At 64.4% G+C, this 26684-nt stretch carries 20 protein-coding genes and 5 tRNA genes; 21 read left to right on the plus strand and 4 right to left on the minus strand.

Features of this window, described 5'->3' with window-relative positions:
* Window positions 1-12: 12 nt before the first annotated feature.
* The 4 genes from moaB to hemA form a co-directional block, all read right to left on the minus strand.
* Complete coding sequence (moaB, locus tag ABQY74_RS05030) at window positions 13-531, minus strand: molybdenum cofactor biosynthesis protein B (protein ID WP_104556002.1); 519 nt, start codon at window positions 529-531, stop codon at window positions 13-15.
* 560 nt (window positions 532-1091) lie between these two features.
* Window positions 1092-2798, minus strand: coding sequence for a tetratricopeptide repeat protein (locus ABQY74_RS05035; RefSeq protein ID WP_349793564.1), 1707 nt, complete (start codon window positions 2796-2798; stop codon window positions 1092-1094).
* On the minus strand, window positions 2795-3880 hold the full coding sequence (gene prfA / locus ABQY74_RS05040; protein ID WP_039810741.1) for a peptide chain release factor 1: 1086 nt from the start codon (window positions 3878-3880) through the stop codon (window positions 2795-2797). The genes ABQY74_RS05035 and prfA overlap by 4 nt, the downstream gene beginning before the upstream one ends.
* Entirely contained in the window at window positions 3858-5156 is a 1299-nt protein-coding gene (hemA, locus tag ABQY74_RS05045; RefSeq protein WP_039810738.1) for a glutamyl-tRNA reductase, read from the minus strand. The genes prfA and hemA overlap by 23 nt, the downstream gene beginning before the upstream one ends.
* A 65-nt stretch (window positions 5157-5221) precedes the next feature.
* Between hemA and ABQY74_RS05050 the strand changes: the two genes are divergently transcribed.
* The 21 genes from ABQY74_RS05050 to rpoC all read left to right on the plus strand — a co-directional run bounded on the left by ABQY74_RS05050 (window position 5222) and on the right by rpoC (window position 26671).
* On the plus strand, window positions 5222-6910 hold the full coding sequence (locus ABQY74_RS05050) for a tetratricopeptide repeat protein (RefSeq protein ID WP_026063966.1): 1689 nt from the start codon (window positions 5222-5224) through the stop codon (window positions 6908-6910).
* Window positions 6907-7560 (plus strand): lipoprotein insertase outer membrane protein LolB, encoded by a 654-nt coding sequence (gene lolB / locus ABQY74_RS05055; RefSeq protein ID WP_102583836.1) that lies wholly within the window; start codon window positions 6907-6909, stop codon window positions 7558-7560. The genes ABQY74_RS05050 and lolB overlap by 4 nt, the downstream gene beginning before the upstream one ends.
* Entirely contained in the window at window positions 7542-8429 is an 888-nt protein-coding gene (ispE, locus tag ABQY74_RS05060) for a 4-(cytidine 5'-diphospho)-2-C-methyl-D-erythritol kinase (protein ID WP_104556005.1), read from the plus strand. Before lolB ends, ispE begins: the two co-directional genes overlap by 19 nt.
* Window positions 8430-8432: 3 nt before the next feature.
* Window positions 8433-8509: transfer RNA gene (locus ABQY74_RS05065), tRNA-Gln, on the plus strand.
* 159 nt (window positions 8510-8668) lie between these two features.
* Window positions 8669-9628: a ribose-phosphate diphosphokinase gene (locus ABQY74_RS05070; protein ID WP_002811729.1), complete on the plus strand. Its 960-nt coding sequence runs from the start codon at window positions 8669-8671 to the stop codon at window positions 9626-9628.
* Window positions 9629-9738: 110 nt separating this feature from the next.
* The gene (locus ABQY74_RS05075; protein ID WP_016900688.1) at window positions 9739-10374 is read left to right on the plus strand and encodes a 50S ribosomal protein L25/general stress protein Ctc; all 636 of its coding nucleotides are present in this window, start codon (window positions 9739-9741) and stop codon (window positions 10372-10374) included.
* A gap of 49 nt (window positions 10375-10423) precedes the next feature.
* Window positions 10424-11002: an aminoacyl-tRNA hydrolase gene (pth, locus tag ABQY74_RS05080; protein WP_349793561.1), complete on the plus strand. Its 579-nt coding sequence runs from the start codon at window positions 10424-10426 to the stop codon at window positions 11000-11002.
* A gap of 77 nt (window positions 11003-11079) precedes the next feature.
* On the plus strand, window positions 11080-12171 hold the full coding sequence (ychF, locus tag ABQY74_RS05085; protein WP_016900686.1) for a redox-regulated ATPase YchF: 1092 nt from the start codon (window positions 11080-11082) through the stop codon (window positions 12169-12171).
* Window positions 12172-12325: 154 nt separating this feature from the next.
* Window positions 12326-12411: transfer RNA gene (locus tag ABQY74_RS05090), tRNA-Tyr, on the plus strand.
* 29 nt (window positions 12412-12440) lie between these two features.
* Window positions 12441-12514: transfer RNA gene (locus ABQY74_RS05095), tRNA-Gly, on the plus strand.
* A 33-nt stretch (window positions 12515-12547) separates the two neighbouring features.
* Window positions 12548-12623 (plus strand) — tRNA-Thr (locus tag ABQY74_RS05100).
* A 46-nt stretch (window positions 12624-12669) separates the two neighbouring features.
* Window positions 12670-13860 (plus strand): elongation factor Tu, encoded by a 1191-nt coding sequence (gene tuf, locus ABQY74_RS05105; RefSeq protein ID WP_024938571.1) that lies wholly within the window; start codon window positions 12670-12672, stop codon window positions 13858-13860.
* Window positions 13861-13966: 106 nt separating this feature from the next.
* A tRNA-Trp gene (locus ABQY74_RS05110) sits at window positions 13967-14042 on the plus strand.
* Window positions 14043-14091: 49 nt separating this feature from the next.
* The gene (gene secE, locus ABQY74_RS05115; protein WP_016900684.1) at window positions 14092-14502 is read left to right on the plus strand and encodes a preprotein translocase subunit SecE; all 411 of its coding nucleotides are present in this window, start codon (window positions 14092-14094) and stop codon (window positions 14500-14502) included.
* 13 nt (window positions 14503-14515) lie between these two features.
* Window positions 14516-15073: a transcription termination/antitermination protein NusG gene (nusG, locus tag ABQY74_RS05120; protein ID WP_016900683.1), complete on the plus strand. Its 558-nt coding sequence runs from the start codon at window positions 14516-14518 to the stop codon at window positions 15071-15073.
* 199 nt (window positions 15074-15272) lie between these two features.
* Entirely contained in the window at window positions 15273-15701 is a 429-nt protein-coding gene (rplK, locus tag ABQY74_RS05125; protein WP_016900682.1) for a 50S ribosomal protein L11, read from the plus strand.
* Window positions 15702-15704: 3 nt separating this feature from the next.
* On the plus strand, window positions 15705-16403 hold the full coding sequence (gene rplA, locus ABQY74_RS05130; RefSeq protein WP_016900681.1) for a 50S ribosomal protein L1: 699 nt from the start codon (window positions 15705-15707) through the stop codon (window positions 16401-16403).
* Between the two features lie 549 nt (window positions 16404-16952).
* Window positions 16953-17486 carry a 50S ribosomal protein L10 gene (gene rplJ / locus ABQY74_RS05135; RefSeq protein WP_016900680.1) on the plus strand — a complete coding sequence of 178 codons (534 nt, stop codon included), beginning with the start codon at window positions 16953-16955 and terminating at the stop codon, window positions 17484-17486.
* Between the two features lie 54 nt (window positions 17487-17540).
* Window positions 17541-17906 (plus strand): 50S ribosomal protein L7/L12, encoded by a 366-nt coding sequence (rplL, locus tag ABQY74_RS05140; RefSeq protein WP_016900679.1) that lies wholly within the window; start codon window positions 17541-17543, stop codon window positions 17904-17906.
* A 298-nt stretch (window positions 17907-18204) separates the two neighbouring features.
* Window positions 18205-22356 (plus strand): DNA-directed RNA polymerase subunit beta, encoded by a 4152-nt coding sequence (gene rpoB, locus ABQY74_RS05145; RefSeq protein ID WP_016900677.1) that lies wholly within the window; start codon window positions 18205-18207, stop codon window positions 22354-22356.
* A 100-nt stretch (window positions 22357-22456) separates the two neighbouring features.
* On the plus strand, window positions 22457-26671 hold the full coding sequence (gene rpoC / locus ABQY74_RS05150; RefSeq protein WP_039524480.1) for a DNA-directed RNA polymerase subunit beta': 4215 nt from the start codon (window positions 22457-22459) through the stop codon (window positions 26669-26671).
* The last annotated feature ends 13 nt before the right edge of the window (window positions 26672-26684 follow it).

Genomic DNA, 26684 nt, shown 5'->3' on the forward strand with positions numbered 1-26684 from the left:
GGAGCGCGCAGGCTATTCGCCCAGACGTGGACGCAGTGTCGCCAGATTGCAGGGCTTGGTCCGCGCATCCAGCTGCGCACGCACGATCTTTTCCCAGGCCGTGCGGCAGGCCGAGGTGGAGCCGGGCAGGCAGAACACGAAACTGTGATTGGCCAGCCCCGCAAACGCGCGCGACTGCAGCGACGAGGTGCCGATTTCTTCGACACTGACCGCGCGGAACAATTCGCCGAAACCGGGCATGGTCTTGTCCAGCAACGGCGTGATCGCCTCCGGTGTGCTGTCACGGCCGGTAAAGCCGGTGCCGCCAGTGATCAGGATGCCGTCGACCTGCGCGTCGGCGATCCATGCAGAGACGATCGCGCGCATGCGGTAGCGATCGTCCGGACACAGGGCGCGCTCGTGCAGCAGGTGACCGTCGTGAGTGAGGGCATCGACCAGATAGTCGCCGGAGCGATCATCGGCCAGCGTGCGGCTATCGGACACCGTCAGCACGCACAGGTGCAAGGGAATGAAGTCGAGATTGGAAGGCATGCCCCAAGCCTAGCGAGCCGGGACGACCGGGTACAGCACCACGGCGTGAAGCCGCACAACCTTGGTTGCCGGTGGGGTTCGCTGATACTGGCAATTGGCAACTGACAGTTCGTGGCAAATCGATAAGTCGCTCTCCCTGCGGGGCGAGAAGGCACAGCTTTCGTGCCCCTGGTGTGCGTGCCGCCGAGCGTCCATGCCGCAAGATTGGACGCCCCTCTCCCGCCGGGAGGAGGGGGTGGGGTGAGGGTACGGCGAAGCACACTGCCTGTCGGTACTAGCTTCGGTCAGGGCGGCAGCGCGGCCGGGGATCGGCTCCTCGGCTCGGCAGACATCCTGTCTGACTCGCCGCCGCGGCACATCCGTGTGCCGCTCTCCGCCAATCCCCGGCCACGCTGCCGCTCTGCACGTTGTTTCCATGACCTGAAAAGGTCTCGGAGAAACTCAATGACGCTTTGAAGCACCTCTCCCGCTGGGGCGAGGAGGCACAGCTGGGCGCGCGTGCCTGGGGGTGAGGGTGCGGCGGAAGACAGCCATCTACCTTGAAAAAGGCAAGCAGCCCGCTAGTTACCCAACCAACCATGTTGGCGCGCGAGTGCTTGCAACAGGTCCGCGAACCCGTCGGCAAACCCATCCATATCGAACACGCCCGACTCGCGCCGACGCTCCGCCACCCGCGCACGCAATGCACTCAACGCCGCTGGGTCACTCGCCAACGCCACCGCCTTGGCCACGAACGCAGCGTTATCGGCCACATTCATCTCATCCAGCCCCAGATGATGATTCAGGCTGCCGGCCACGCGCGCGGCAAATGTCTCGCCGGGCGTCGTCAACACCGGGCAACCCGCCCATAAGGCATCCGATGCGGTGGTATGCGCGTTGTATGGATGCGTATCCAGGAACAGGTCCGCATGCCGGTAGCGTGCCAGATACTGCGCGTGCGGCAGCTTCGGCATGAACACCAGGCGCTGCGCAGCCACGCCTTGCGTCTGCGCCACCGCACGCAGGCGTGCGTCGGCCTCGCCCGGTCCGGACAACAGCCACAGCACGCTGCCCGGCACCGCATGCAACACCGCCAGCATGCGCGCCATGCTGCGGGGATTGAGCTTGTAGCTGTTGTTGAAGCAGCACAGCACTACGCCATGCTCGGGCAAGCCGCACTGCGCCCGCGACGGCGGCTCGGCGACCACGCGCGAGGTGTCCGACGGCTGAAACGCACCGTTCAGGCGCAGCACGCGCTCGCGGTAGAACGGCTCCAGCGACGGCGGCAGCGCAAACGCATCGCCCAGCACATAGTCCATCCACGGCGCGCCCGACGTGCCCGGATATGCCAGCCAGTTGAGCTGCAGCGGCGCCGGCCGCAGTGCGAACACTTCCGGGCGCCCGCCACCGCCCCAGCCGCGCAGGTCGAACAGCAGATCGATGCCCTGGTCGCGGATGTGCTGCGCGGTGGCCAGGTGCCCGAACTCGGTGACATCGTGCAGCGTGGTGGCTTGCGCCAGGCGCGCGCGGATCTCGCTGCGGTCGTCATGGCTGGTGGCGAACAGATGCAGTTGCAGCGCCGGCTGCCGGCGCTTCAGCGCTTCGAACAACGCGACCGTCAGCAAGCCGGTGGGATGCGCACCAAAGCCGTTGGAAACGAAGCCGACCCGCAACCCGCCCTGGCGGCGCACGGCGGTCGGCGGCAGCGGCCGCAAAACGGAAGCGATCGCCTGCGCGCGCGTCCGTGCACAGGCCAGCTGTTCGGCAGCGCCGGCGTCCTCGCTCAGGAAGGCGAACGGTTCCACCGCAGCAGCGCCCTGCGCCACGGCACTGCGCACCTGCGCAGCAAGCGCATCCAGCTCGCGCCAGTCGCACAGGCGGCGTCGCCAGTTGAGCAGTTGCGCAGTGATATACGGCTCGTCGGGCAGCAGCTGATGCGCACGCGTATACGCGGCCGCGGCCGCTTCGGCCTGGCCTGCATCTTCCAATGCATGCCCCAGCCATAGCGCGATGCCCGGATGCTGCGGCACCAGGTCCGATGCCTGCTGCAGCAACGCTGCTGCGTCGGCATGCCGTTGCTGTGTCCAGCGCACCCGGCCAAGCCGCGCCACCGCTTCCGGGTGGCCCGGCTGCAGTGCAAGCGCGCGTTGCACCGCGGCCTCGCCTGCAGCGATTGCGCCCATGCCGAGCTCGGCATCGGCCAGCATCAGCCAGGTGATGAAGTCGCCCGGCTGGCGTCGCACCGCCTCGCGCAGCTGCAGCAGCTCGCGCGGCACCTGCGCACTCACGGGCTGTCGCTCAACCGTGCCAGTTCGTCGGCCTGATGCTCGTGCAGCAGTCGTGCGATCAGTGCATCCAGATCGCCTTCGATGATGTTGGGCAGGTCGTACAGCGTCAGGCCTTCCACGCGGTGGTCGGTGATGCGGCCCTGCGGGAAGCTGTAGGTGCGGATGCGCTGGCTGCGGTCGCCGCTGCCGACCTGCAGCTTGCGCGTCTGCGCTTCGGCGGCGGCCGCCTTGCTGCGTTCGGCTTCCACCAATTGCGCCTTCAGCCGCTTCATCGCCTTGTCGCGGTTGGCGTGCTGGCTGCGCTCGGTCTGGCATTCCACCACTACGCCGCTGGGCATATGGGTGATGCGGATCGCCGATTCGGTCTTGTTGACGTGCTGGCCGCCGGCACCGGACGAGCGGAAGGTGTCCACCTTCAGGTCGGCCGGGTTGATCACGATCTCTTCCACATCGTCGGCTTCGGGAATGATCGCCACCGTCGCCGCCGAGGTGTGGATGCGGCCCTGCGACTCGGTCGCCGGCACGCGCTGCACGCGGTGGGTGCCGGATTCGAACTTCAGCCGCGAATACGCGCCGCGTCCGACCACCCGTGCCACCACTTCCTTGTAGCCGCCGTGCTCGCCGGGGCTGTCGGATTCGATTTCCACCTTCCAGCCCTGGCGCTCGGCATAACGCGCATACATGCGGAACAGGTCGCCGGCAAAGATCGCCGCCTCGTCGCCGCCGGTGCCGGCGCGTACTTCCAGGAACAGGTTGCCGTCATCGCGCGGGTCGCGCGGCACCAGCAGCAAGGCCAGTTGCGCATCCAGTTCTTCCAGGCGCGCCTGTGCGGCGGCGATCTCCTCTTCTGCCAGCTCGCGCATTTCCGGATCGTTGCGCATCGCTTCGGCCGCGCTCAGGTCGGCCTTGGCGCGCGCTTCGTCTTCCAGGGCCACGGCCACCGGCTCCAGCTGCGACAGTTCGCGCGACAGCGTGCGGAACTTGTCGTTGTTGTTGACCACATCGGGGTCAGAGAGCAGGTGCTGCAGTTCTTCGCGGCGCTCGGCCAGCGCTTCGAGCTTACGGCGCAGGGTCGGCGTCATCGGTCCTCACGATCGGGGTGGCTACAGGGGGATGTTGGTAACCCGGTTTTTCCGGGAACAGCCGGTCGGCCGCGCTGGTCAATTCCAGGTCGTTGTTGAGCGCGGCATCGCGCAGCGCCGCAGTGGGCGGATGCAGCAGCCGGTTGGTCAGCGCATGCGCCAGCTGTTCCAGTACTTCGTCGGCCGGCTTGCCGTTGTGCAATTGCTGGCGCGCCTTGGCCAGCAGTTCGTCGCGGGTGCTGTCGCCGAATGCGCGCAAGCGTTTGAGCGGCGCCTGGCGCGCGTTGGCCTGCAAGGTCTCGACATAGCGTGCCACCTGCAGGTCGATGATGGCTTCGGCCTGGTCGGCGGCTTCACGGCGGCCGCGGCGGTTGTCTTCCACCGCGCGTTCCAGGTCGTCCACGGTGTACAGGTAGGCGTCGCCGAGTTCGGCCACCGAGGCTTCGATGTCGCGCGGCACCGCCAGGTCGAACAGCAGCATCGGCTTGCGCTTGCGCGCGCGCAGTGCCTGTTCCACCTGTACCCGCGTCACGATCGGCTCGCGCGCGGCAGTGGCCGAGAACACCACGTCGGCTTCGGCCAGATGGCGGTCCAGATCGGTCAGCGGCAGCGCGTAACCGCCGTGCTGGCTGGCCAGCGTCTGCGCATGCGCAAGCGTGCGATTGGCGATCAACAAGCGGCGCACGCGGCCTTCGCTCAGATGCTTGGCCGCAAGCTCGATGGTTTCGCCCGCGCCGATCAGCAGCACGGTGGATTCGTTGAGCCGCGCGAAGGATTCCTGCGCCAGTCGCACCGCCGTGGAGGCCACCGACACCGGATTGGCACCGACGCGGGTATCGGTGCGCGCCCGCTTGGCGACCGAGAAGGTCTGCTGAAACAGGCGGTCCAGCCCGCTGCCCAGCGCGCCATGTGCACGCGCCACTGCCCAGGCGTCCTTCACCTGGCCCAGGATCTGCGGCTCGCCCAGCACCATCGAGTCCAGCCCGGTGGCAACGCGGAACAGGTGGCGTACCGCCGCTTCCTCCTGATGCTGATACAGGTAACCGCTCAAGCCCGGCGCATGGGTCTCCAGCCAGCTCACCAGGCTGTGCGGGTCGTCGGACATCGCATACAGCTCGGTGCGGTTGCAGGTGGACAGCAACGCGGCCTCGCGCACCTGCGGCAACGCGCGCAGGGATTCGAGCGCGCGCGGCAACGCGTCACCTGCGAACGCCGCGCGTTCGCGCAGGTCCACAGGTGCGGTCTGGTGATTCAGTCCGAGCACCCACAACGTCATTGTTCAGTTGCTTGCGATAAGCTGGCGGCCATTCAGGGCCCCATTTTACGGCCCGGTTGCCCCCGATGCCTGTACCGATTCGCATCCTGTGTGTTCTTTTGCTGGTCGCAGTCTCCACCAGTGCCACTGCAGCACCCAAGAAAGCACCGCCCGCGCCGCCGCCCGGTCGCGCCGGCACCACCTCGCTGGAGCCGGTGCTCGCAGGCGAATTCGCCTTGCAGGCCGGGCAGTTGGACGATGCCGCCCGCGCCTACCTGGACGCCGCCAAGGCCGAGGCTGGCGATGCCGGGCTGGCCGAGCGCGCTGCCCGCATCGCCATGCTGGCCAACGACGACCCGCGTGCGATCGAGGCGCTGGCGCTGTGGCGTGCCCGCGCACCCTCGTCGATGTCCATGCGCAGTACCGAAGCCTCGCTGGCCTTGCGCCGCAACGACTTGCGTACCGCCCGCCGTGACCTGCTCGGCCTGCTCAAGGAGCCCGACCCGCGCGGCTGGCGCTTTGCCCTGATCGCCCTGGCCAATGGCGGGCGCGAGCCGGAAGCCTCTGCCGACGTGCTCGAAGACCTGGTCAAGGCCGGCGCCATCCCCAATCAGATCGAAGCCTGGCAGGAGTTCGGCCGGCTCGCCCTGCGCATGGAGCGCCCGGCGCTGGCCAAGCGCATCGTCGACGAAGTGGTGCGCCGCTTCCCCGAAGAGCCGCGCGTGGCCTTGTTGCACGCCACCCAGCTGCAGCAGGAAGGCAAGAACGACGAAGCGCTGGCACTGCTGAAGAATGTCGAGCCGCAGGCGGTCAAGGATTCGGAGCTGCGTGGCGCGCTGGCCTTTGCCTACGACGCCATGGGGCAGACCGAAGCCGCCGCACGGGTCTTGTCGACCGGGCCGCAGGACACCCAGACCTACGGGCTGCGTGCCTCCATGCTGGCCAAGGAAAAGGATCGCACCGCACTGGAGGCGCTGTATGGCGAGCTCAAGAGCAACGCCACCAAGCCCGACCCGGACCGCCGCCTGCTGCTCGGCAAGATCGCCGAATTCCTCAAGCGCTACGACGAGGCGGTGGAGTGGTATCGCGGCGTGCCCGGGGGGCCGCAGCTGAGCGAGGCACGCCTGCGCGCCGCCAGCGCCCTGTACGAGCTGGGCCGCAAGCCCGAGGCGCTCGCCGAAGCCCGCGCATTGCAGAGCGATGCCAGCGCCGACGACGACGCGCGTCGCGACGCCTACGTGCTCGAAGCCGAGCTGCACCAGCGCGCCGACGATGCAGCGGGCGAGCTGGATGCCTTCGAGCGCGGCCTGGCCGCCTACCCGGACGACGGCGCCCTGCTGTACGCCCGCGGCCTGGCCTGGGAGCGCCGTGACGATGTCGCGCGTGCCGAGGCCGACCTGCGCAAGATCCTGGTGGCCGAGCCGGAAAACGTGGCGGCGCTGAACGCGCTGGGCTACACCCTGGCCGACCGCACCACCCGCTACAAGGAAGCGCTGGCGCTGATCGACCGCGCCCGCACCGCCGACCCGGACAACCCGGCCATCGTCGACAGCTACGGCTGGGTGCTGTATCGCATGGGCCGCACCAAGGAAGCCCTGGTGCAACTGCGCCGTGCCTGGGCCCTGGTCAAGGATCCGGAAATCGCCGCGCACGTGGGCGAGGTGCTGTGGGTCAGCGGCAAGCAGGACGAAGCGCGGCGCTACTTCGATGAGGCGCGGCGTCTGGATCCGGACAACCGCGCGCTGCAACGCGCCGTGGAAAAATTCGGGCTATGAGCGGGACGATCCGAACACTGGCCCTGAGCGGGCTGGTGCTGGTCGGGCTGTCGGCCTGCGTCAGCGTGCCGCGCGGGCAGGGCGGTGGCGCCGCAGTGGTCGAACAGGTTTCCGAGGGTGCGCGTCAGGCCGAAGCCGCACGCCAGGCCTGGCTGCAGGCGCATCCGGCCTGGTCGTTCCAGGGCCGGGTGGCGATCAGCAAGGGCAGCAACGGCGGTAGCGGCCGCATCGACTGGCAACAGGACGGTGCGAAATACCGCGTGCAGCTCAGCGCGCCGGTGACCCGGCAGAGCTGGGTGCTCACCGGCGATACCGCCAGCGGCGGCGGACGCCTGGAAGGGCTGGACGGCGGCCCGCGCAGCGGCCCGGATGCCGAGCAGGTGCTGCTGGAAGCGACCGGCTGGACCATCCCGGTCAACCAGATGCCGGACTGGGTCCGCGCGCTGCGCATCGCCGACGCCGGTGCCGAACGCGCGGATCTGGATGCGGCCGGGCGGCCGCGTACCGTGCAGCAGGATGGCTGGACGATCGATTTTCTCGCCTGGGCGCCGGCGGGCGCCGGCCAGCCCGAGCTGCCGCAGCGCATCGAAGCCCGCAACGGCGAGGCCAAGGTGCGCCTGCTGGTCGATCAGTGGACGGTATCGCCCTGATGTCCGCGCTGGAGACGGGCTGGTCGGCGTGGCCTGCGCCGGCCAAGCTCAACCTGTTCCTGCAGATCGTCGGGCGCCGCGCCGATGGCTACCACCTGCTGCAGACCGCGTTCCGGCTGCTGGACTGGGGGGACACCATTCATCTTCGTTTGCGCAACGACGGCCTGATCCGGCGCATCGGCGACAGCCTGCCCGGCGTGGCGGAAGACGATGACCTGGTCATCCGGGCCGCGCGCCTGCTGCAATCCAGCGCGGGCACGCAGGCCGGCGCCGACATCCGGGTCGACAAGCGCATCCCCGCTGGCGGCGGCTTTGGCGGCGGCTCGTCGGATGCCGCCACCGTGCTGGTCGCGCTGAACGCCTTGTGGGGCCTGGGCTTGCCGGTCGACACGCTGGCCGAACTGGGGCTGCGGCTGGGTGCCGATGTGCCGGTGTTCGTGCGCGGGCACAATGCCTGGGCCGAGGGTGTTGGCGAGCAACTGACCCCGATCGGTCTCCCGGCGGCGTCCTACGTGCTGGTCGATCCGGGAATTCACGTGCCCACCCCGGTCTTATTTCAATCACGGGAATTGACGCGGGATGCCGCGCCCGTGAAAATAGCGGACTTCGCTTCGGGTTCTCTGCTCGACAATGCGTTCGAGCCGGTCCTGCGGCGCCGTGAACCCGCCATCGAGGCAGTGTTCCAGGCGCTGTCCAGGATCGGGAGGCCGCGTTTGACCGGGTCAGGGAGCGGGTGTTTCGTCGAATTCGCCACGCGCGCTGCTGCAGAGCAGGCCATGGCGCAGTTGCCGGGCAGCCTGAGGGCGTGGGTCGTGGAAGGTGCAGCGCACTCGCCACTGCTCGACGCGCTGGACGCGAGACAGGTTTGATGCAGGGGCGTCGCCAAGAGGCCCAAGGCACCAGGTTTTGATCCTGGCATTCGTAGGTTCGAATCCTACCGCCCCTGCCAGTTGTTGATGCAGGTCCCCCTGCAACAGTCGTACATGCAGGTCCCCTGCAATAGCCCGCACATCCATGTGCGGAGATTCAACGAAAAGCCCGGCATTTGGTCGGCTTTGTCCAGCTCAACCATCGCCCGCACGCTCTTTGCCGCCGCCCGAGAGATCCCATGCAAGACCAACGTAACCTGCTGGTGTTCTCCGGCAATGCCAACAAACCGCTTGCCCTGAGCATCTGCAAGGAGCTCGGCGTTCGCATGGGCAAGGCGCTGGTCACGCGCTTCTCCGATGGCGAGGTGCAGGTCGAGATCGAGGAAAGCGTGCGCCGGCAGGAAGTGTTCGTGATCCAGCCGACCTGCGCGCCGAGCGCGGAAAACCTGATGGAGCTGCTGGTGCTGATCGACGCGCTCAAGCGCGCCAGCGCCGCGTCGGTGACCGCGGTCATCCCGTACTTCGGCTACTCGCGCCAGGACCGCCGCATGCGTTCCTCGCGCGTGCCGATCACCGCCAAGGTCGCCGCCAAGATGATCTGTGCGATGGAGGCCGACCGCGTGTTGACGGTGGATCTGCATGCCGACCAGATCCAGGGCTTCTTCGATGTGCCGGTCGACAACGTCTATGCCTCGCCGCTGCTGCTGGCCGACATCTGGCGTGCCTACGGCACCGACAACCTGATCGTGGTCTCGCCGGACGTGGGCGGCGTGGTGCGCGCGCGCGCCGTCGCCAAGCGTCTGGACGATGCGGATCTGGCCATCATCGACAAGCGCCGTCCGCGCGCCAACGTCGCCACGGTGATGAACATCATCGGCGACGTGCAGGGCAAGACCTGCGTGCTGGTCGACGACCTGGTCGATACTGCCGGGACCCTGTGCGCCGCCGCCGCAGCGCTGAAGCAGCGCGGCGCGCTCAAGGTGGTGGCCTACATCACCCACCCGGTGCTGTCCGGCCCGGCAGTGGACAACATCAACAATTCGCAGCTCGACGAGCTGGTGGTCACCGACACGATTCCGCTGAACGAAGCCGCGCGCACCTGCGCCAAGATTCGTCAGCTGAGCGTGGCCGAACTGCTGGCCGAGACCATTCGCCGTATCGCCTTCGGCGAGTCGGTGAGTTCGCTCTACGTCGACTGATGCCGCATTCGGCGCCCGGAGTTCCGGGTGCCGGTACTACGTCTCGCCTGGTCGCGGGTGAGACGCTTCATCGCCGCGAGGCGGTATTCCAATCTAGGTAGTGAAACAACATGGCAAAGACTCACGAAATCAAGGTCGAGCGCCGCGCGAACGAGGGGAAGGGTGCGAGCCGCCGCCTACGTCACGCTGGCGTCATTCCGGCCATCGTTTACGGTGGCGAACTCGAGCCGGTCAGCATCCAGCTCAACCATGAGCAGATCTGGCTTGCCCAGCAGAACGAGTGGTTCTACTCGTCGATCCTCGACCTGAACCTCAATGGCGACGTGCAGCAGGTGCTGCTGCGTGACATGCAGCGCCATCCGTTCAAGCAGCTGATCATCCACATCGACTTCCAGCGCGTCAGCGCCAACGAGAAGCTCAGCGCCGCCGTGCCGCTGCACTTCATCAACGAAGCAGCCTCGCCGGCCGGTAAGTCCAGCGAAGTGGTCGTCACCCACGAACTCAACGAAGTTCAGGTCGTCTGCCTGCCGAAGGATCTGCCGGAGTTCATCGAAGTGGACCTGGGTGCCCTGGAAGTGGGCAACGTGATCCACTTGTCCGAGATCAAGCTGCCGGCCGGTGTGGAAATTCCGGAACTGAAGCTGGGCAAGGAGCACGACGTGGCGGTGGTTGCTGCCAAGCACGTGCGGATCGAGGAAGAAGACGCTGCCGGTGAAGAAGGCAGCGAAGGCGCCGAGACCAAGTAAGCCGTCGGCCGATCCCTCGCGCTGCGCGGGATCGGCTGCGGTCACTGGCATGTCTGCACTCCGCCTGATTGTCGGACTCGGGAATCCCGGTCCGGAACACGCGCAAACCCGGCACAACGCCGGGTTTCGTTTCGTCGATGCCCTCGTCGAGCGCCATGGCGTGCGCTGGGGGCTGGACGCCAAGTTGTTCGGCGAGACCGCCAAGGTCGAGATCGCCGGGCAATCGGTCTGGCTGCTCAAGCCGGTCACCTTCATGAATCTCAGCGGCAAATCGATCACCGCCGCGTTGCGGTTCTGGAAGATCGAGCCGGAGCAACTGCTCGTTGCACACGACGAACTGGATCTTGCGCCGGGCATCGCGCGGCTCAAGTTCGATGGCGGCCACGGCGGCCAGAACGGCCTGCGCGATACCATTCGCCTGCTGGGACACGGCAAATTCCATCGCTTGCGGATCGGCATCGGCCATCCCGGCCACAAGGACCGCGTGGTGCCCTGGGTGCTGGGACGGGCAGGGCGCGACGACGACGCGGCAATCGGCACTGCAGTGGACGCAGCCATCGATGTCCTGCCGCTGGCACTGGACGGTAATTTCAACGAGGCGATGAAGCGCCTGCATACGGAAAAATAGAGAATGGGGAATCGGGAATGGGAGGAGCGTTGCTCTTGCCATTCTCGATTCCCGATTCTCCATTCACTGGAAAACCTATGGGTATCAAATGCGGCATCGTCGGCCTGCCCAACGTCGGCAAGTCGACCCTGTTCAATGCGCTGACCAAGGCGGGCATCGCTGCGGCCAATTTTCCGTTCTGCACCATCGAGCCGAACGTCGGCATCGTGCCGGTGCCGGATCCGCGCCTCAATCAACTGGCTGAGATCGTCAAGCCGCAGAAGCTGATTCCGACCGCGGTCGAGTTCGTCGATATCGCCGGCCTGGTGGCAGGTGCGGCCAGCGGCGAAGGGCTGGGCAACAAGTTCCTGGCGCACATCCGCGAAGTCGATGCGATCACCCACGTGGTGCGCTGCTTCGAAAACGACGATGTCATCCATGTGAACAACAAGGTCGACCCGATCAGCGATATCGAAACCATCGATACCGAACTGGCACTGGCCGATCTGGACAGCGTGGAAAAGGCGCTCAACCGTGCCGAGCGCAGTGCCAAGGGTGGCGACAAGGATGCCGCGGCGCGCAAGCCGGTGCTGGCCAAGTTGCAGGCCGCGCTGGCCGATGGCAAGGCGGGGCGTGCAGCCGGCCTGGACGACGATGAAAAGGCGCTGGTGCGCGATCTGTTCCTGTTGACGCTCAAGCCGGTGATGTACATCGCCAACGTGCTTGAGGACGGTTTCGAGAACAATCCGCACCTGGACGCGGTGCGTCGGCATGCGTTGGCCGAAGGCGCCGAAGTGGTACCGGTCTCGGCAGCGATCGAAGAAGAGCTGTCGCAGCTCGACGACGAGGACCGCGACACCTTCCTGGCCGATCTGGGTCTGGACGAGCCGGGCCTGAATCGCGTCATCCGCGCCGCCTACAAGTTGCTTGGCCTGCAGACCTACTTCACTGCCGGCGTCAAGGAAGTGCGTGCGTGGACGGTCAGGGCTGGATCGACCGCGCCGCAGGCGGCAGCGGTGATCCATACCGATTTCGAGAAGGGCTTCATTCGCGCCGAGACGATCGGCTTCGACGACTTCATCAAGCACCGCGGCGAAGCCGGTGCGCGCGATGCGGGGCGTCTGCGTCTGGAAGGCAAGGAATACCGCGTGCAGGAAGGCGACGTGCTGCACTTCCGCTTCAACGTCTGACCGGTTGCGCGCGACCCCGATGGTCGCGCGTCTTCGGCACTGACGATTTGCTCAAAATTTTTGTTGACACTGCATGCATCCCACAACAAAATAACGGGCTGCTTCACCCCGAACCGAATTCGCCTCATCGCGCACCGGTCCGGTAGTAAAAGCTGGAGGGATACCCAAGCGGCCAACGGGGGCAGACTGTAAATCTGCTGGCTTACGCCTTCGGTGGTTCGAATCCACCTCCCTCCACCAGTTTCACGTTGTGGCATGCAGTTCCCGGCGCGGGAGTAGTTCAACGGTAGAACCTCAGTCTTCCAAGCTGATGGTGCGGGTTCGATTCCCGTCTCCCGCTCCATTGAACGCAAATGCATGGCATAATGCAAAACTCGCTCACGTAGCTCAGTCGGTAGAGCACCTCCTTGGTAAGGAGGAGGTCGAAGGTTCGATTCCTTTCGTGAGCACCACTACTCAATCGTCTTTAACTCCAAACGATTACCGAGACACGCACCCATGGCAAAAGCTAAATTTGAGCGCACCAAGCCGCACGTGAACGTCGGCACCATCGGTCACGTTGACCATGGCAAGACCACGTTGACAGCCGCGCTGACCAAGATCGGTGCTGAGCGTTTCGGTGGCGAGTTCAAGGCGTATGACGCGATCGACGCGGCGCCGGAAGAGAAGGCGCGCGGCATCACGATTTCGACCGCCCACGTCGAATACGAATCCCCGAACCGTCACTACGCGCACGTCGACTGCCCCGGTCACGCCGACTACGTCAAGAACATGATCACCGGTGCGGCGCAGATGGACGGCGCGATCCTGGTGTGTTCGGCTGCTGACGGCCCGATGCCGCAGACCCGTGAGCACATCCTGCTCTCGCGTCAGGTCGGTGTGCCGCACATTGTCGTGTTCCTGAACAAGGCCGACATGGTCGACGACGCCGAGCTGCTCGAGCTGGTCGAAATGGAAGTGCGCGAGCTGCTCAGCAAGTACGACTTCCCGGGCGATGACACCCCGATCATCCACGGTTCGGCGCGTCTGGCGCTGGACGGCGATCAGAGCGACATCGGCGTGCCGGCGATCCTGAAGCTAGTCGACGCGCTCGACACCTTCATCCCGGAGCCGACCCGCGACGTCGACCGTCCGTTCCTGATGCCGGTCGAAGACGTGTTCTCGATTTCCGGCCGCGGCACCGTGGTGACCGGTCGTATCGAGCGCGGCATCATCAAGGTTGGCGACGAAATCGAAATCGTCGGTATCCGCGACACCCAGAAGACCACCGTCACCGGCGTGGAAATGTTCCGCAAGTTGCTGGACCAGGGTCAGGCAGGCGACAACGCCGGTCTGCTGCTGCGCGGCACCAAGCGTGACGACGTCGAGCGCGGCCAGGTGCTGTGCAAGCCGGGTTCGATCAAGCCGCACACCGAGTTCGAAGCCGAAGTCTACGTGCTGTCCAAGGATGAGGGTGGCCGTCATACCCCGTTCTTCAAGGGCTACCGTCCGCAGTTCTACTTCCGTACCACCGACATCACTGGTGCTTGCCAGCTGCCGGAAGGCGTGGAGATGGTGATGCCGGGCGACAACGTGAAGATGGTCGTGACCCTGATCAACCCGGTCGCGATGGACGAAGGTCTGCGCTTCGCCATCCGTGAAGGCGGTCGTACCGTCGGCGCCGGTGTGGTTGCCAAGATCATCAAGTAAGTGCCTGCGTCCAGTCGCCTCGTGGCGGCTGGATTCAAACGAATGGCGGGCCGGCTGAACCGCGGTCCGCCTTCGTTGTCTTAGGGTTTGCGGTAAACGAGTACATACGCCAGTAGCTCAATTGGCAGAGCAGCGGTCTCCAAAACCGCAGGTTGGGGGTTCGAGTCCCTCCTGGCGTGCCACTCCTCTTTCCGGCCCAGCGATTCGGGTCAGATCGGTAACTAGAGCCGGATGAATAGCAAAATCGAGCCTTCCAAAAGCGCGTCTGCTGCCAGCGCTGATATCGTGAAATACGTCATCTCCGCGCTCCTGGTGATCGCGGGGTTGTTTGTGTGGTTCTGGTTTTCTGCGCCCGAGCGCGCCACCCAGTTCGGAGCCTGGACGCCGCAGTTGCGTGCGCTGGCCGTGATCGTAGGGTTGGTGGCGGGCGCATTCGTATTTTTGGGAACCGGCAAAGGCCGGGAAACCCGTGAATTCATGTCCGAATCCAGGTTTGAGTTGCGCAAGGTGGTCTGGCCGACGCGCCAGGAAGCCATTCGCACGACCTGGGTCGTGATTGTTGTTGTGATCATTCTGAGTTTGCTGTTGGGCGGCTTCGACTTCGTCATCCAGAAGCTCACGCAGTGGTTCCTGGCTCGTTGAGGAGAATCAAGCAGTGAAGCGTTGGTATGTCGTTCACGCCTATTCAGGCTTCGAAAAATCTGTTGCGCAGGCATTGCGCGACCGTATCGCCCGTACCGAGATGGAAGATCGTTTCGGCGACGTGTTGGTGCCGACCGAAGAAGTCATCGAGATGCGCGCCGGCCAGAAGCGCCGGTCCGAGCGCAAGTTCTTCCCCGGCTACGTGCTGGTGCAGATCGAGACCCACGAAGAGGCCGGTATTCCGCGCATCGACAATGAAAGCTGGCACTTGGTGAAGGAGACTTCCAAGGTGATGGGCTTCATTGGCGGCACCGCTGACCGTCCGTTGCCGATTCGCGACGAAGAAGCCGATGCAATCCTGCAGCGTGTGCAGGACGGCGTCGAGAAGCCGCGTCCGAAGGTGTTGTTCGAGCCGGGTCAGATGGTGCGCGTCACCGATGGTCCGTTCAACGACTTCAATGGCGTGGTGGAAGAGGTCAATTACGAGAAGAGCAGGCTGCGGGTTGCCGTGCTCATCTTCGGTCGCTCCACGCCGGTCGAGCTCGAGTTCGGCCAGGTCGAGAAGGGCTGACGCCGGCCGGGCGCCGTCTAGGCGCCCGCCTTGAATGCTGTTATAGTGCGCGGCTCGCTGACCTGGCGAACCGCCGGGAACCAATGGCTGCCGCATGGCAGCCATCTGCGTGTGGTCAGAAACGTGAAGCCGGGACACGTGATTTCCCGGTCCGATGGGGAGCCTGCAGTCAAGGCGCTAGCACCCGGAGAGTATCGAAATGGCAAAGAAGATAACTGCTTACATCAAGTTGCAGGTCAAGGCCGGTCAGGCCAATCCTGCACCGCCGGTCGGCCCTGCCCTGGGTCAGCGCGGTCTGAACATCATGGAATTCTGCAAGGCGTTCAACGCAGCGACCTCCAAGCTGGAGCCGGGTCTGCCGACGCCGGTGGTCATCACTGCGTACTCCGACCGTACCTTCACCTTCATCACCAAGAGCACCCCGGCCAGTGTGCTGCTCAAGAAGGCTGCAGGCGTGACTTCCGGTTCCAAGCGCCCCAACACCGACAAGGTGGGCAAGGTGACGCGCAAGCAGCTGGAAGAGATCGCCAAGGTCAAGGAAGCCGATTTGACGGCGGCCGAGCTGGAAGCGGCAGTGCGTACGATTGCGGGTTCTGCCCGCAGCATGGGTTTGACGGTGGAGGGCTAAGACATGGCACAGAGCAAGCGCGTTAAGGCCATTGCGGCCGCTGTCGTTCCGGGCAAGACCTATGCCTTCGAAGACGCAATCAAGATCCTGAAGACCGTGACCAAGGCCAAGTTCGTCGAGTCGATCGACGTTGCCGTGCGCCTGGGCGTGGACGCCAAGAAGTCCGACCAGCAGGTGCGCGGTTCGACCGTACTGCCGGCCGGTACGGGCAAGAGCGTGCGCGTTGCCGTGTTCGCACCGGCCGGTGCCAAGGCTGACGAAGCCCTGGCCGCTGGTGCCGAGGCGGTGGGCATGGACGACCTGGCCGAGAAGATGCAGGCCGGCGATCTGAGCTACGACGTGGTCATCGCCACCCCGGACGCGATGCGCGTCGTCGGTAAGCTCGGCACCCTGCTGGGCCCGCGCGGCCTGATGCCGAACCCGAAGGTCGGCACCGTGTCGGCCAACCCGGGCGAAGCGGTCAAGAATGCCAAGTCGGGTCAGGTGCGTTACCGCACCGACAAGGCTGGCATCATCCACTGCACCATCGGCAAGGCCAGCTTCGATGACGAAGCGCTGAAGTCGAACCTGCAGGCGCTGCTGCTGGATCTGATCAAGGCCAAGCCGGCCACCTCGAAGGGTACCTACCTGCAGAAGGTGTCGGTCAGCTCGACGATGGGTCCTGGTGTGACCGTCGACCAGTCCAGCCTTGCGCTGAAGTGAGTTGAGGGGTCGGGCCTGTCATGGGCCTGACCCGTCGATGTAGTACAGCATTGTTTTTCCGGCCCGGGTCACCGTGTGCTGGGAGTCCGTTCCCTCCTTTGGGGTAACGGACATTTTGAAGGCGATCGCCGGCATGTCCGGCGGTAGCCGTCAAAGACCGCAGGCGCGGTCAGCGCAGATCGACGACGGGCATGGATGCTCGCACTGGCAGGGAGTCGCCGTCGATGCAGCGGGATCGCTTAATCAGGTTCGCAAGAGCCGGCCGGCGTAGATGGTGTCGCCCTTCTGGAGCTTTCTGGTTTACGCGCGTCTGGGACATCCCGGATCGAGCCCACTCCAGGTCTAGAACGGCCACCAAAGGAACATCGGTCGATGTTCCCGGCTTCCAGGAAGGAGGCTGCCCTGGACCGCAACCGGCAGGAGCCGCGAGCGGAGTAGTTTGAAGCGGGGATGAGGGATTCGGCATTGGGGATTTGCAGGAGCGGCTTCATGGCTTTCGACGAATCACCAATCACCAATCACCAATCCCGGCTTTAACGGAGGAGTGCAATGGCTCTCAATCTGTCTCAGAAGCAAGAAGTAGTCGCCGAGCTGGCAGACATCGCCGCCAAGGCTCACTCCTTGATCGCCGCCGAATACGCTGGCATCACGGTCTCCCAGATGACCGCGATGCGCAAGCAGGCCCGCGAAACCGGCGTGTTCTTGAAAGTTGTCAAGAACACCCTGGCTGCGCGCGCCGTTGAAGGTACTGATTTCGCTGTCGTCGCTGACAAGCTGGTCGGTCCTTTGCTGTATGCGTTTTCGATGGAGGAGCCCGGCGCTGCCGGTCGCCTGATCAAGGAATTCGCCAAGGGCAACGACAAGCTGCAGGCCAAGGTCGTGTCCATCGGCGGGGAACTGTTCCCGGCTGGCCACGTCGACGTGTTGGCTTCGCTGCCGACCCGCGATCAGGCCCTGGCCATGCTGGCCCGCGTGCTGTCCGAACCGGCTGCCATGTTTGCCCGTGCCGTCAAGGCCGTGGGCGACAAGCAGGGTGGTGGCGACGAAGCCGCCGCGCCGGTCGCCGAGACTGCCGAAGCTTGATGTCCTAGCGTTTGCTAGAACCCCAATCCAGAAAATCATTTAAAGGTAATCACAATGTCCCTTACCAACGAACAGATCGTCGACGCCATCGCCGAGAAGTCCCTGATGGAAGTGATGGAGCTGGTCAAGGCCATCGAAGAAAAGTTCGGCGTCTCCGCCGCCGCTCCGGTCGCTGCCGCTGCAGCTGGCCCGGCCGCCGTGGTCGAAGAGCAGACCGAGTTCAACGTGGTGCTGGTTGATTGCGGCGCCAACAAGGTCGGCGTCATTAAGGCCGTCCGCGCTGTGACCGGCCTGGGCCTGAAGGAAGCCAAGGATCTGACCGAAGCCGGCGGCATCCTGAAGGAAGGCGCCACCAAGGACGAAGCCGAGAAGATCAAGAAGGAACTGACCGAAGCCGGCGCCAAGGTCGAAGTCAAGTAAGCAGCATCTTGCATCGCCAGCGTTTCATGGTGATGCACTGAAGGCTGGGAGCGTAAAGCTCCCGGCCTTTGGCCGTTTCGGGCGGGAATCGAGAATCGGGATTGGGGAATCGCAAATGCAACATCGCGTGCTCATCCGATTCCCATTTCTCCATTCCCGATTCCGGCCTCACCGAGTTGGTAGTTGGAAGTAGCGGGAGAAGGCGTGCTGGTGCCGGCAATACCAGCGACTTCCAACTGACAATTTTGTTATTTCAGGGCCGCCGCGACGCGGCCCCCGCAGCCTAGGGTGAAGACTCATGACGTCTTATTCGTTCACCGAAAAAAAGCGTATCCGCAAGGACTTCGGCAAGCAGCGCTCGATTCTCGAAGTGCCGTTCCTGCTTGCCATCCAGGTCGATTCCTACCGCGAATTCCTGCAGGAAGACGTGGAGCCGAACAAGCGTAAGGACCTCGGTCTGCACGCGGCACTGAAGTCGGTGTTCCCGATTTCCAGCTACAGCGGCAATGCCGCGCTCGAATACGTGGGCTATAAGCTGGGTCAGCCGGTGTTTGACGAGCGTGAATGCCGTCAGCGCGGCATGAGCTATGGCGCGCCGCTGCGCGTGACCGTGCGCCTGGTGATCTACGACCGCGAGTCGTCGACCAAGGCCATCAAGTACGTGAAGGAGCAGGAGGTCTATCTGGGCGAAATCCCGCTGATGACCGACAACGGCACCTTCATCGTCAACGGCACCGAGCGCGTCATCGTCTCGCAGCTGCACCGTTCGCCGGGTGTGTTCTTCGACCACGACCGTGGCAAGACCCACAGCTCGGGCAAGCTGCTGTACAGCGCCCGCATCATCCCTTACCGCGGTTCCTGGCTGGACTTCGAGTTCGACCCGAAGGACGCGTTGTTCACCCGTATCGACCGTCGCCGCAAGCTGCCGGTGTCGATCCTGCTGCGCGCGCTTGGCTACAGCAACGAAGAGATGCTGGCCGAGTTCTTCGAGATCAATACGTTCCACATCAATCCGGACGAAGGCGTGCAGCTGGAGCTGGTGCCGGAGCGTCTGCGTGGCGAAACGCTGAACTTCGACCTGGCCGATGGTGACAAGGTCATCGTGGAAGCGGGCAAGCGCATCACCGCCCGTCACGTCAAGCAGCTCGAAGCCGCCGGCGTTGCCGCGCTGGCCGTGCCGGACGACTACCTGCTCACCCGCATCCTGTCGCACGACGTGGTCGATGGCTCCACCGGCGAACTGCTGGCCAATGCCAACGACGAGATCACCGAAGACCAGCTGGCAGCGTTCCGCAAGGCCGGCGTCGATGCGGTCGGCACCCTGTGGGTGAACGATCTGGACCGTGGTCCGTACCTGTCCAACACCCTGCGGATCGATCCGACCAAGACCCAGCTCGAAGCGCTGGTCGAGATCTACCGCATGATGCGTCCGGGCGAGCCGCCGACCAAGGAAGCCGCACAGAACCTGTTCCACAACCTGTTCTTCACCTTCGAGCGCTACGACCTGTCCACGGTCGGCCGCATGAAGTTCAACCGTCGCGTTGGCCGCAAGGACGTGCTGGGCGAGTCGGTGCTGTACGACAAGAAGTACTTTGCCGAGCGCAACGACGAAGAATCCAAGCGTCTGGTCGCCGAGCACACCGACACCTCCGACATCCTGGAAGTGATCAAGGTGCTCACCGAGATCCGCAACGGTCGCGGCGTGGTCGATGACATCGATCACCTGGGCAACCGTCGCGTGCGTTCGGTCGGCGAAATGGCCGAGAACGTGTTCCGCGTGGGCCTGGTCCGCGTCGAGCGCGCTGTCAAGGAACGCCTGTCGATGGCCGAGTCAGAGGGTCTGACCCCGCAGGAATTGATCAACGCCAAGCCGGTGGCTGCGGCGATCAAGGAATTCTTCGGCTCCTCGCAGCTGTCGCAGTTCATGGATCAGAACAACCCGCTGTCGGAAGTCACGCACAAGCGTCGCGTCTCCGCACTGGGCCCAGGCGGTCTGACCCGCGAGCGCGCCGGCTTCGAAGTGCGCGACGTGCATCCGACCCACTATGGCCGCGTCTGCACCATCGAAACCCCGGAAGGCCCGAACATCGGCCTGATCAACTCGCTGGCCGTGTTCGCCCGCACCAACCAGTACGGTTTCCTCGAGACGCCGTACCGCAAGGTGCTGGACGGCAAGGTCTCCGACGACGTCGAATACCTGTCGGCGATCGAGGAAAACGAGTACGTGATCGCCCAGGCGAACGCGCTGACCGACGCCAAGAACATGCTCACCGAGCAGTTCGTGCCGTGCCGGTTCCAGGGCGAGTCGTTGCTGAAGCCGCCGGCCGAAGTGCATTTCATGGACGTCTCGCCGATGCAGACCGTGTCGGTCGCCGCGGCGCTGGTGCCGTTCCTGGAGCACGACGACGCCAACCGCGCATTGATGGGCGCCAACATGCAGCGCCAGGCCGTGCCGACGCTGCGTTCGCAGAAGCCGTTGGTCGGTACCGGCATCGAGCGTGCAGTTGCGCGCGACTCGGGCGTGACCGTGAATGCACTGCGTGGTGGCGTGATCGAGCAGATCGACGCGGCCCGCATCGTGGTCAAGGTCAACGAGGCAGAAATCGGCGGCGGCACCGATGCCGGCGTGGATATCTACAACCTGATCAAGTACACCCGCTCCAACCAGAACACCTGCATCAACCAGCGTCCGCTGGTGAACGTGGGTGACGTGATCGCGCGCGGCGACGTGCTGGCCGACGGCCCGTCCACCGACATCGGTGAGCTGGCGCTGGGTCAGAACATGCTGATCGCGTTCATGCCGTGGAACGGCTACAACTTCGAAGACTCCATCCTGCTCTCCGAGCGCGTGGTGGAAGAAGATCGTTACACCACGATCCACATCGAAGAACTGACCTGCGTTGCGCGCGACACCAAGCTGGGGCCGGAGGAAATCTCCGCCGACATCCCGAACGTGTCCGAGCAGGCCCTGAACCGTCTGGACGAGAGCGGCGTGGTGTACATCGGTGCGGAAGTGCGCGCCGGCGACATCATGGTCGGCAAGGTCACGCCGAAGGGCGAGAGCCAGCTGACCCCGGAAGAAAAGCTGCTGCGTGCGATCTTCGGTGAGAAGGCGTCCGACGTGAAGGACAGCTCGCTGCGCGTGCCCCCGGGCATGGACGGCACCGTCATCGACGTGCAGGTCTTCACCCGCGACGGCATCGAGAAGGACAAGCGTGCGCGTCAGATCGAAGAGTCCGAAATCAAGCGCGTCAAGAAGGACTTCGACGACCAGTTCCGTATCCTGGAAGCGGCCATCTACGCACGTCTGCGTTCGCAGATCGTGGGCAAGGTCGCCAACGGCGGTCCGAACCTGAAGAAGGGCGACAACGTCACCGACGCGTATCTGGACGGCCTGAAGAAGTCCGACTGGTTCCAGCTGCGCATGAAGGACGAAGACGCTGCCGACGCCATCGAGCGTGCGCAGAAGCAGATCCAGGCGCACGAGAAGGAATTCGAAGCACGCTTTGCCGACAAGCGCGGCAAGATCACTCAGGGCGACGACCTCGCACCGGGCGTGCTGAAGATGGTCAAGGTGTTCCTGGCAGTGAAGCGCCGCATCCAGCCGGGCGACAAGATGGCAGGCCGCCACGGCAACAAGGGTGTGGTCTCCAACGTCGTGCCGGTCGAGGACATGCCGTACATGGCCACCGGCGAGCCGGTCGACATCGTGCTGAACCCGCTCGGCGTGCCGTCGCGTATGAACATCGGCCAGATTCTGGAAGTGCATCTGGGCTGGGCCGCCAAGGGCCTGGGTCGCAAGATCCAGCGCATGCTGGAAGCCCAGGCGGCGGTCAGCGAGCTGCGCAAGTTCCTGGACGACATCTACAACCACGACAGCGCGATCAATGCACAGCGCGTGGACCTGTCGCAGTTCAGCGATGAGGAATTGCTCAACCTGGGCAAGAACCTGATCGATGGCGTGCCGATGGCCACCCCGGTGTTCGACGGCGCCAGCGAAGCGGAAATCAAGCGCATGCTGGAACTGGCCGAACTGCCGCAGAGCGGTCAGACCCAGTTGTACGACGGTCGTACCGGCGAAGCGTTCGATCGCAAGACCACGGTTGGCTACATGCACTACCTGAAGTTGAACCACTTGGTCGACGACAAGATGCATGCACGCTCGACCGGTCCGTACTCCCTCGTCACCCAGCAGCCGCTGGGCGGCAAGGCGCAGTTCGGTGGTCAGCGCTTCGGTGAGATGGAAGTCTGGGCGCTGGAAGCCTACGGCGCGGCCTACACCCTGCAGGAAATGCTGACGGTGAAGTCCGACGACGTGCAGGGCCGCAACCAGATGTACAAGAACATCGTCGATGGTGAGCACGAGATGGTCGCGGGCATGCCGGAATCCTTCAACGTGTTGGTGAAGGAAATCCGCTCGCTGGCGATCAACATGGAACTGGAAGAGTGATCGAGCTGGATCCCGGCGCCGCGATGCGGCGCCGGGATCCGGAACGTAAGGCCCTCGGTTTCATCTCAGCTACGAAATTCCTCCGACCCGGAGATATCAAATGAAAGACCTGCTCAACCTCTTCAATCAACAGCGCCAGACGCTGGATTTCGACGCGATCAAGATCGCGCTGGCATCGCCCGACCTGATCCGTTCGTGGTCCTACGGCGAAGTGAAGAAGCCCGAAACCATCAACTACCGTACCTTCAAGCCCGAGCGTGACGGCCTGTTCTGCGCCGCCATCTTCGGACCGATCAAGGACTACGAGTGCCTGTGCGGCAAGTACAAGCGCATGAAGCACCGCGGCGTGGTCTGCGAAAAGTGCGGCACCGAAGTCACCCTGGCCAAGGTGCGTCGTGAGCGCATGGGTCACATCGACCTGGCCTCGCCGGTCGCGCACATCTGGTTCCTCAAGTCGCTGCCCTCGCGCATCGGCCTGATGCTGGACATGACCCTGCGTGACATCGAGCGCGTGCTGTACTTCGAAGCCTACGTGGTCACCGAGCCGGGCCTGACCCCGCTCGAGCGCCGCCAGCTGCTGACCGAAGAGCAGTACCTGACCGCACGCCAGGAGTACAACGACGACTTCGACGCCGCCATGGGCGCCGAGGCCGTGTACGAACTGCTGCGCACGATCGACCTGCAGTCGGAAATGACCCGCCTGCGCGAGGAAATCGCCAGCACCGGTTCGGAAACCAAGCTCAAGCGCCTCACCAAGCGCATCAAGCTGATCGAAGCCTTCCTGGAATCGGGCAACCGTCCGGAGTGGATGGTCATGACCGTGCTGCCAGTGCTGCCGCCGGATCTGCGTCCGCTGGTGCCGCTGGATGGCGGCCGCTTCGCGACCTCGGATCTGAACGATCTGTACCGCCGCGTGATCAACCGCAACAACCGTCTGCGTCGTCTGCTCGAGCTCAATGCGCCGGACATCATCGTGCGCAACGAGAAGCGCATGCTGCAGGAATCGGTCGATGCGCTGCTGGACAACGGCCGTCGCGGCCGTGCCATCACCGGCACCAACAAGCGTCCGCTGAAGTCGCTGGCCGACATGATCAAGGGCAAGCAGGGCCGGTTCCGTCAGAACCTGCTCGGCAAGCGCGTGGACTACTCCGGTCGTTCGGTCATCACCGTCGGTCCGTACCTCAAGCTGCACCAGTGCGGCCTGCCGAAGAAGATGGCGCTGGAGCTGTTCAAGCCGTTCGTGTTCGCCAAGCTGCAGCGTCGCGGCCTGGCCACCACCATCAAGGCGGCCAAGAAGCTGGTCGAGCGCGAAGAAGCCGAAGTCTGGGACATCCTGGAAGAAGTGATCCGCGAGCATCCGGTGCTGCTGAACCGTGCGCCGACCCTGCACCGTCTGGGCATCCAGGCGTTCGAGCCGGTGTTGATCGAAGGCAAGGCCATCCAGCTGCATCCGCTGGTCTGTACTGCGTTCAACGCCGACTTCGACGGTGACCAGATGGCCGTCCACGTGCCGCTCTCGCTGGAAGCCCAGCTGGAAGCGCGTGCGCTGATGATGTCCACCAACAACATCCTGTCGCCGGCCAACGGCGAGCCGATCATCGTGCCGTCGCAGGACGTGGTGTTGGGCCTGTACTACATGAGCCGCGCCCTGGAGAACAAGAAGGGCGAGGGCATGGTGTTCGCCAACACCAGCGAAGTGAAGCGCGCCTATGACAACCGTGTGGTGGAACTGCACGCCAAGGTCAAGGTCCGCATCACCCAGGTGGACGTGGAAGCCGACGGCAAGCGCAGCAGCGGCACCTCGATCGTGGACACCACGGTCGGTCGTGCACTGCTGAGCGAAATCCTGCCCGAAGGCCTGCCGTTCCAGCTGGCCAACACCGAGATGACCAAAAAGAACATCTCGCGTCTGATCAACTCCAGCTACCGTCTGCTGGGCTTGAAGGACACCGTCGTGTTCGCCGACAAGCTGATGTACACCGGCTATGCCTACGCAACCCGTGCAGGCGTGTCGATCGGCATCGACGACATGCTGATCCCGGACGAGAAGAAGGGCATCCTCACCGAGGCCGAAGCCGAAGTGCTGGAAATCCAGGAGCAGTACCAGTCCGGTCTGGTCACCGCCGGCGAGCGCTACAACAAGGTCGTGGACATCTGGTCGCGTACCAGCGAGCGCATCGCCAAGGCGATGATGGACACCATCGGTACCGAGAAGGTCGAAAATGCCAAGGGCGAGACCATCGACCAGAAGTCGATGAACTCGCTGTACATCATGGCCGACTCCGGTGCGCGTGGTAGCCAGGCGCAGATCCGTCAGCTGGCCGGTATGCGCGGCCTGATGGCGCGTCCGGATGGCTCGATCATCGAGACGCCGATCAAGGCGAACTTCCGCGAAGGCCTGAACGTGCAGGAGTACTTCAACTCCACCCACGGTGCCCGTAAGGGTCTGGCCGATACCGCGCTCAAGACCGCGAACTCGGGTTATCTGACCCGTCGTCTGGTCGACGTGGCGCAGGACGTGGTGATCACCGAAGTCGATTGCGGCACCACCGAAGGGTTGATCATGACCCCGATCGTGGAAGGCGGCGACGTGGTGGAGCCGTTGAAGGAGCGCGTGCTGGGCCGTGTGGTGGCCGAGGACGTGTACCTGCCGGGCAACGACGAAGAGCCGATCGTCACCCGCAACACGCTGCTGGACGAAGCCTGGGTTGCCAAGCTGGAAGACGCCAGCGTGCAGTCGGTGAAGGTGCGTTCGACCATCAGCTGCGAGTCCTCGTTCGGCGTGTGCGCACGCTGCTACGGTCGCGATCTCGCACGTGGTCACCAGGTCAACATCGGTGAAGCGGTCGGCGTCATCGCCGCCCAGTCGATCGGTGAGCCGGGTACCCAGCTGACCATGCGTACGTTCCACATCGGTGGTGCGGCATCGCGTGCGGCGGCGGTGGACAACATCACCGTCAAGACCACCGGTTCGGTGAAGTTCAACAACCTCAAGTCGGTGGCGCATGCCAGCGGCGCGTTGGTCGCGGTCTCGCGTTCGGGCGAACTGTCCGTGCTCGACGGCCATGGCCGCGAGCGCGAGCGTTACAAGCTGCCGTACGGCGCCACCATCACCGCCAAGGACGGTGATGCGGTCAAGGCCGGGCAGGGCGTGGCGAACTGGGATCCGCATAACCACCCGATCGTGTCGGAAGTGGCCGGTTTCATCCGCTTCATCGACTTCGTCGACGGCGTCACCGTCATCGAGAAGACCGACGAACTGACCGGTCTGGCCTCGCGCGAAATCACCGACCCGAAGCGTCGCGGTGCACATGCCAAGGAACTGCGCCCGATCGTGCGCATCGTCGATGGCAAGGGTAACGACCTGACGATCCCGAATACGGATCTGCCGGCCCAGTACCTGTTGCCGCCGCGCTCCATTGTCAACCTGCAGGACGGCGCCGCCGTCGGCGTGGGCGACGTGGTTGCCAAGATCCCGCAGGAAGCGTCCAAGACCCGCGACATCACCGGTGGTCTGCCGCGCGTTGCCGACCTGTTCGAAGCACGCAAGCCGAAGGATCCTGCGATCCTGGCCGAGCGCTCGGGCATCATCAGCTTCGGTAAGGACACCAAGGGCAAGCAGCGCCTGATCATCAAGGACACCGATGGGTCGGAACACGAAGAGCTGATCCCGAAGTACCGCCAGATCATCGTGTTCGAAGGCGAGCATGTGACCAAGGGCGAGACCGTGGTGGACGGCGAGCCGAGCCCGCAGGACATCCTGCGTCTGCTGGGTGTCGAGCCGCTGGCTGCATACCTGGTCAAGGAAATCCAGGACGTGTACCGCCTGCAGGGCGTGAAGATCAACGACAAGCACATCGAGGTGATCACTCGCCAGATGCTGCGCAAGGTCGAGATCACCGACCAGGGCACCAGCAAGTTCCTCAACGGCGAGCAGGTCGAGCGCCAGCGCGTCATCGAGGAAAATGCCCGCCTGGTCAAGCGCAACGAACTGCCGGCCAAGTACGATCCGGTGCTGCTGGGTATCACCAAGGCCTCGCTGGCCACCGAGTCGTTCATCTCGGCGGCTTCGTTCCAGGAGACCACCCGCGTGTTGACCGAGGCTGCCGTGCGCGGTACCCGCGACAACCTGCGCGGTCTGAAGGAAAACGTGATCGTGGGTCGTCTGATCCCGGCCGGTACCGGTCTGGCGTATCACGCCGGACGTCGCAAGTCGTCGGGTCTGACCGACTCGGAAATGGAAACGCTGTCGGGCAAGCCGACGGTAGCCGAACCGGTCGCAGCCGTGGCCGACGCTGGCGCGGACGAGGAGTAAGCGCTCCGACGGC

Source organism: Xanthomonas sp. WHRI 7064 (genome assembly GCF_040202355.2).
Classification (GTDB): Bacteria; Pseudomonadota; Gammaproteobacteria; order Xanthomonadales; family Xanthomonadaceae; genus Xanthomonas; species Xanthomonas arboricola.

What these genes read in the sequence shown, in the direction of transcription:
- rplA (WP_016900681.1), top strand. Translation starts at nt 15,705, where the DNA reads ATGGCACAGAGCAAGCGCGTTAAGGCCATTGCGGCCGCTGTCGTTCCG.
- ABQY74_RS05050 (WP_026063966.1), top strand. Translation starts at nt 5,222, where the DNA reads ATGCCTGTACCGATTCGCATCCTGTGTGTTCTTTTGCTGGTCGCAGTC.
- ABQY74_RS05075 (WP_016900688.1), top strand. Translation starts at nt 9,739, where the DNA reads ATGGCAAAGACTCACGAAATCAAGGTCGAGCGCCGCGCGAACGAGGGG.
- secE (WP_016900684.1), top strand. Translation starts at nt 14,092, where the DNA reads ATGAATAGCAAAATCGAGCCTTCCAAAAGCGCGTCTGCTGCCAGCGCT.
- hemA (WP_039810738.1), bottom strand. Translation starts at nt 5,156, where the DNA reads ATGACGTTGTGGGTGCTCGGACTGAATCACCAGACCGCACCTGTGGAC.
- pth (WP_349793561.1), top strand. Translation starts at nt 10,424, where the DNA reads ATGTCTGCACTCCGCCTGATTGTCGGACTCGGGAATCCCGGTCCGGAA.
- rpoB (WP_016900677.1), top strand. Translation starts at nt 18,205, where the DNA reads ATGACGTCTTATTCGTTCACCGAAAAAAAGCGTATCCGCAAGGACTTC.
- tuf (WP_024938571.1), top strand. Translation starts at nt 12,670, where the DNA reads ATGGCAAAAGCTAAATTTGAGCGCACCAAGCCGCACGTGAACGTCGGC.
- ychF (WP_016900686.1), top strand. Translation starts at nt 11,080, where the DNA reads ATGGGTATCAAATGCGGCATCGTCGGCCTGCCCAACGTCGGCAAGTCG.
- ABQY74_RS05070 (WP_002811729.1), top strand. Translation starts at nt 8,669, where the DNA reads ATGCAAGACCAACGTAACCTGCTGGTGTTCTCCGGCAATGCCAACAAA.
- lolB (WP_102583836.1), top strand. Translation starts at nt 6,907, where the DNA reads ATGAGCGGGACGATCCGAACACTGGCCCTGAGCGGGCTGGTGCTGGTC.
- rplL (WP_016900679.1), top strand. Translation starts at nt 17,541, where the DNA reads ATGTCCCTTACCAACGAACAGATCGTCGACGCCATCGCCGAGAAGTCC.
- rplJ (WP_016900680.1), top strand. Translation starts at nt 16,953, where the DNA reads ATGGCTCTCAATCTGTCTCAGAAGCAAGAAGTAGTCGCCGAGCTGGCA.
- rplK (WP_016900682.1), top strand. Translation starts at nt 15,273, where the DNA reads ATGGCAAAGAAGATAACTGCTTACATCAAGTTGCAGGTCAAGGCCGGT.
- rpoC (WP_039524480.1), top strand. Translation starts at nt 22,457, where the DNA reads ATGAAAGACCTGCTCAACCTCTTCAATCAACAGCGCCAGACGCTGGAT.
- prfA (WP_039810741.1), bottom strand. Translation starts at nt 3,880, where the DNA reads ATGACGCCGACCCTGCGCCGTAAGCTCGAAGCGCTGGCCGAGCGCCGC.
- moaB (WP_104556002.1), bottom strand. Translation starts at nt 531, where the DNA reads ATGCCTTCCAATCTCGACTTCATTCCCTTGCACCTGTGCGTGCTGACG.